Genomic DNA, 5689 nt, shown 5'->3' on the forward strand with positions numbered 1-5689 from the left:
TCCTTCTGCTGCAGTGCGACGTGGAGACGGTTTAAGGCACTGACGTAGGCGCGAGCGGAGGCGACAATAATATCGGTATCGGCCGCGTGAGCGGAGTAGGTGCGTCCTTCGTAACGGAGACGGATAGTCACTTCTCCTAAAGCATCGATTCCCTCGGTAACTTCCCGCACCGAGAAAGAGATTAATTCGTTAGGAATCTTCACCACTCGATCGATCGCTTTGCACAGAGCATCCACTGGCCCTGTACCAATGGCCGCATCGGATAACTCGCTACCGTCGGGATTGCGAATCGTTACCGTGGCCGTGGGCCGGGCGCTATTTCCACAGGACACTTGTACTAATTCAAGGCGGAAGTGATCGGGAACGGTATCGATTTCATCGTTAACAATCGCTTCCAGATCGCGATCGGTGATTTCCTTTTTGCGATCGGCCATTTCCTTAAACTGGATAAAAGCGTTATTAAGTTCCGTTTCCGAAAGTTCAAAACCCAATTCCTGTAAACGAGAGCGAAAAGCGTTGCGGCCGGAGAGTTTACCGAGAACGATCTGATTATGGGTTAAACCGATCGATTCTGCATCCATAATCTCATAGGTGAGTTTATGTTTTAACACCCCGTCCTGATGGATTCCCGACTCGTGTGCGAAAGCGTTAGCACCGACGATCGCCTTATTCGGTTGCACGATCATGCCAGTAAGATTAGAAACTAGGCGAGAAGTGCGATAGATTTCCTTGGTGTTGATCTTGGTTAAAGGTTCCGTGGATTCTGGGGGACGACCAAGGAAAGGATTAAAATAGGAGCGCCGGACATGAAGGGCCATCACCAATTCTTCTAGGGAAGCATTACCGGCGCGCTCACCGATACCGTTAATGGTACATTCCAACTGTCGAGCGCCATTTTTAACTGCTTCGAGGAAATTAGCCACCGCTAACCCTAAATCGTCGTGACCATGGACGGAGATAATCGCTTGGTCGATATTGGGGACATTTTCCTTAATTCCCCGGATTAAAGCCCCAAATTCGCTGGGGGTGGTGTAACCGACGGTATCGGGAATGTTAACGGTGGTGGCTCCTGCGGCGATCGCTCTTTCGAGGACTTGATAGAGGAATTCCGGATCGCTGCGGCCGGCATCTTCGGGGGAAAATTCCACATCATTAAGGAAGGATTTAGCATAGGCCACCATTTCTGGCACAATCTCAAGAACTTCCTGACGAGTCTTCTTAAGTTTGTATTGGAGGTGGATATCGGATGTGGCTAGGAAGGTGTGAATTCTGGGCTTGGCGGCGGGTCTGAGCGCATCGGCGGCAGATTTGATGTCTTTTTGGGTAGCCCGGGCTAATCCGCAAATAATCGGGCTATCAGCTTCGCTGCCGACGCTGGCGGCAATTTTCTGAACCGCTTCAAAGTCCCCCGGACTAGCGTGGGGAAAACCCGCTTCAATGACATCAACTCCCAGTCGTGCCAGTGCGCGCGCTATGGTTAGCTTCTCATCCACATTTAAAGCGGCACCCGGGGACTGTTCCCCATCTCGAAGGGTGGTATCGAAGATAATCACACGGTCTGGACTGGTATTCATAGTTTTTTTGCACCGTTAACGAACTTGGGAGTTGTTCCTCTGATTATAGCAGCCGCGGCCGAGGGGATTGTTAAGGAAAATTACGCTGAGAATTTCTCGACTTGCTCGCGCTTTTCCTGCTTGCCCTTTTTTTGGCTACCATAGAGGATATAGATAAATTGGCGAGGGAGTTAACAATGTTTGGCAAACCAGCGAAAGAACCGAACCCACCGGAGGTAAAAGACCTACAGGAGGTGATGTTTTCGATTAAGCAAAATCTCGAACCAGATCAGGATAAAACTGATATTAATCTTGTTGAGACTCCCCCGCCAGAGGTGGTTACTGTAGTTGAAAATATTAGTAAAATTCTCTCTCCCTATTTTATCGTTTTGGTGGGTTTATTCCTCTATGATCGGAATAGTTTTATCGGTTTTTTGTTAGTATTTACGGGAGTTTTAGCGATTTTCGGAGTTTCTCTCAAGGATATTAATAAACTCGTTGAAGCAGGGAAAAAGTTTTTCCAATCTAAATAGTTTTTACCTCTGGATATGGTGATAACTGATAACTGGTAACTGATAACTGATAACTGATAACTGATAACTGATAACTGATAACTGATAACTGATATAAGATTATGTCTTTAGTTGCATCTTTACTCGATCGAGTATCTCCTCAGAGTTTACAACAATTGCGAGCCAGCGATCGAGCTTGGCAAGCTTTGCGCTTAGAAAATCCAGTTATTCCTACGGTAATTAATCAAAGTCAAGAATTTTTAGGAGAGACGGATTTTGATCTAGTGATTGCGGGGGGAACTTTGGGAATTTTTATCGGGGCTGCTTTGCAAACTAGGGGCTGGCGTGTGGCATTATTAGAAAGAGGTATTCTGCGCGGTCGTGAGCAGGAGTGGAATATTTCACGTTTAGAATTAAGCAGTTTTTTAGAGTTAGATTTATTGACAGAAGCTGAATTAAATCAAGCGATAGCGACGGAATATAATCCTGCGAGGGTGGGATTTTATCAAGGTTATGAGCTTTGGGTTAGAGATATTTTAAATATCGGTGTTGATCCGGTTTATTTGCTAGAGACCTTAAAAACTAAGTTTTTAGAAGCGGGAGGAAAGTTATTAGAAAATTCGGGGTTTAGCGGGGCAATTGTTCATGGCGATGGAGTAATGGTTAAAACGGGAGAAGTAACTTTAAAAACCCGTTTATTAATCGATGCGATGGGTCATTTTTCGCCAATTGCAAAACAGGCAAGAAAAGGAGAAAAACCCGATGGAGTTTGTTTAGTGGTGGGTAGTTGCGGTCAGGGTTTTCCCAGTAATGAAACTGGTGATTTGATTTATTCTTTTACCCCAATCTTGCACCAATGTCAATACTTTTGGGAAGCATTTCCCGCTAGGGATGGTCGGACAACTTATTTATTTACCTATCTCGATACCCATCCCGATCGCTTTAGTTTAGAATTTTTGATGGAGGAGTATTTAAGATTACTGCCGGAGTATCAAAAGGTGGATTTAGAAGCGATAAAATTTCAGCGTTTTCTAGCGGGTTTTTTCCCGGCCTATCGTCAAAGTCCTTTAAAAATGCCTTGGGCAAGAATTCTGGCAGTGGGAGATAGTAGCGGTAGTCAATCTCCGGTAAGTTTTGGTGGTTTTGGGGCAATGGTCAGGCATTTAAAAAGGCTAACTTTCGCCATCGAGGAAGCTTTACAAATCGATGCTTTAAACCGAGAAGATTTAGCCCTTTTACAACCCTATCAACCTAATATATCGGTAACGTGGCTATTTCAAAAAACCATGAGTGTCCAGATATATGCTAACCCTAATCCCAATCAAATTAATGACTTAATGAGTGGAGTTTTTCGGGTAATGGATAAGTTGGGAGATGAGGTATTAAAACCGTTTTTACAGGATGTGGTGCAGTTTTCTTCCCTCTCAAAAACTTTGCCTTTGGTTAATCCTCAATTAGTTTTACCGATGATTCCGCAAGTAGGTATCAGTCCTTTTATCGATTGGACGGGACATTATTTTAATTTAGCTTTGTATAGTGGTTTATATCCCTTGGCAGCCACCTTAAAACCTGTTTTAGAAAAGTTACCCGACAAGCAAAAATATCTTTACCATCGTTATTTAGACAGTTGGAAATATGGCTCTGGGGGAGATTTTATCAGTGAACAGCAAACTGATAACTGATAACTGATTTAATCTTTATCTTGAAAAAATTGTTGATCGAGATAATTAACTTTAGCATAGGGTTCTAAAGCGGAGAGAATTTGTCGGCCATAACTGCGGGCGTTGACACGATTATCGAGGACAGCCACACAACCTTGACACTCCCGGAGAGACTGGACAGATTTCTGAATTTCCCTCACTGCTGTGGGTAAAAGATAGGCACGAAACCAGTCGAGATGTTGTCGTTTGTAGTAAGCAATTTTGCCAGCAACGAGAGGATTTTCGGGGGATGGTAAGGGTAAAGTAGCGATAATTAATAAACTGGGAGTCGGAAATTTTTCTTGATGGGTTTGCCAGAATTGCCAACCACAAACCAGAATAGTATTATTATTAATCTCAGTTTTTTCCACTTGCACTCGCGAACCGTAATCGGCTGCGATTTGGGTGGCAATTTGTGCCTTGAGGGGAACATCTTCAATCAGGATCACGATCGGTTGTTCACTGGTATGATTAGCACTAACTAATTCTCGCACTTGCTTTAATAACATCGGTTGAAATTCGGGTGTGTTGGGGGCGCTGATGCGATCGGGTAGATATAAATGAATATATTCACTTTCGCGATCAGCTGCAAACTTTAGAGTTAAAATTTCTCCGATACCCTGATTTTGACGGTATAAATTAGCGGATTTTTCGCTATCTAAAAAACTGCCGATTAAAACAAAGGGTTGCTGCTGCCAAATTGGTTTGAAAAAACTAGCCACTTCCAGAGGACTGATTTTTAGGGTAAATTCTTCTCGATCTCGATCTACTGATGTCCAGAGGAGATAATTATGCTCGGGAATTTTTGCCGCTAAAAGTTGCCAAGCAGAATCAGTGGCTAAGTCTTGATCCAAGCGTTGCAGGAGAGCAATTATATATTCTTTTTCTTTGGCATCAATAAGATAGCAATTATAGGGATTAATTGGATGACCAAGAATACTTTGGCTAAGTTGTGCTTTAATTAAGTCTATAAACTCTCTATGCTGGGGATATGCTGACCCTAAAGCGAACCACTGTTCGGGAGTAATGGTGACGGTGAGATAATCTACTAGACAAGTTTCTAAATCTTCGGCTCGATCGATTATTGTGGGGATATTCTGGGGAAAATGACCGAGATTGCCCAATTTATCCTCTAACCATTTTTGGGGTGTGGTGAGGAGTAAACCCGTAAAATTAGCGGGAAAGCGATCACTTTTGAGGATATCTCGCTGAGTTTGTAACCATGCTTGCAGATGGGGGATTTCCACTTCTAACAGTAGGTTTACTTCTGACTCTGGGGCAACAACTAGAACAGGTGTATCAGCTAAAAGAGCTGGGGTGAGATAACTCAGACAATAACGGGTGAGAGTAGTTCCAGTTTGTATGAGAGAGGAACGTTTTAGGCGTAAGGCTCTGGCCACCAGTCGCCCCATAGTGAGATGATGAGACCAGTAAAAGCGCCCTTGTTCCCGTAAAAAAGCGCGTAGGGAAGAATGAACCGCTGCTTCTAATAAAACCATCTCATCGAAAATTTTGGGTCTGAAACCCCGTCGTTCTACGACGGCTTTACTGTTAAATATTACCGCATTTACACGATATATGCTAGAATGTAAGATATGGAGAAAGCCTATTGGTTTCGATTTTACCCCACACCAGAACAAGAGTCGCTATTGCGGCGCACCTTGGGCTGTGTAAGATTAGTTTACAATAAAGCTCTCCATGTCAGAACACAAGCTTGGTATGAAAGACAAGAAAGAGTAGGCTACGCTCAAACTTCTTCAATGCTAACCGATTGGAAAAAGCAAGAAGAATTAGACTTTTTAAACGAAGTAAGCTGTGTACCTTTGCAACAAGGGTTAAGACATTTACAAACAGCTTTCACTAACTTCTTTGCTGGTCGTACTAAGTATCCTAACTTTAAGAAAAAACATCAAGGAGGAAGTGC

Annotated in this window: 5 protein-coding genes; 3 read left to right on the top strand and 2 right to left on the bottom strand. The window is 43.4% G+C overall.

From position 1 onward, the window contains the following. On the bottom strand, positions 1-1574 hold a 1574-nt coding region (locus tag EWV84_RS16775), incomplete at its 3' end, for a 2-isopropylmalate synthase (RefSeq protein WP_287078914.1). A 176-nt stretch (positions 1575-1750) separates the two neighbouring features. Here EWV84_RS16775 and EWV84_RS16780 point away from each other — a divergent pair. Beyond that, a complete protein-coding gene (locus EWV84_RS16780) occupies positions 1751-2086 on the top strand; it encodes a hypothetical protein (protein WP_286825681.1) in 336 nt (111 codons plus the stop codon). Between the two features lie 101 nt (positions 2087-2187). Further along, on the top strand, positions 2188-3747 hold the full coding sequence (locus EWV84_RS16785) for an FAD-dependent oxidoreductase (protein ID WP_287078915.1): 1560 nt from the start codon (positions 2188-2190) through the stop codon (positions 3745-3747). A gap of 8 nt (positions 3748-3755) precedes the next feature. Here the strand turns inward: EWV84_RS16785 and EWV84_RS16790 are convergent, their stop codons facing one another. Beyond that, entirely contained in the window at positions 3756-5264 is a 1509-nt protein-coding gene (locus EWV84_RS16790) for a helicase C-terminal domain-containing protein (protein ID WP_287078916.1), read from the bottom strand. 96 nt (positions 5265-5360) lie between these two features. Between EWV84_RS16790 and EWV84_RS16795 the strand changes: the two genes are divergently transcribed. Then, positions 5361-5689, top strand: a 329-nt coding sequence (locus tag EWV84_RS16795) for an RNA-guided endonuclease InsQ/TnpB family protein (protein ID WP_287078918.1), incomplete at its 3' end; no start/stop codon positions are given.

It is taken from the genome of Microcystis sp. M_QC_C_20170808_M3Col (genome assembly GCF_007095505.1).
Classification (GTDB): domain Bacteria; phylum Cyanobacteriota; class Cyanobacteriia; order Cyanobacteriales; family Microcystaceae; genus Microcystis.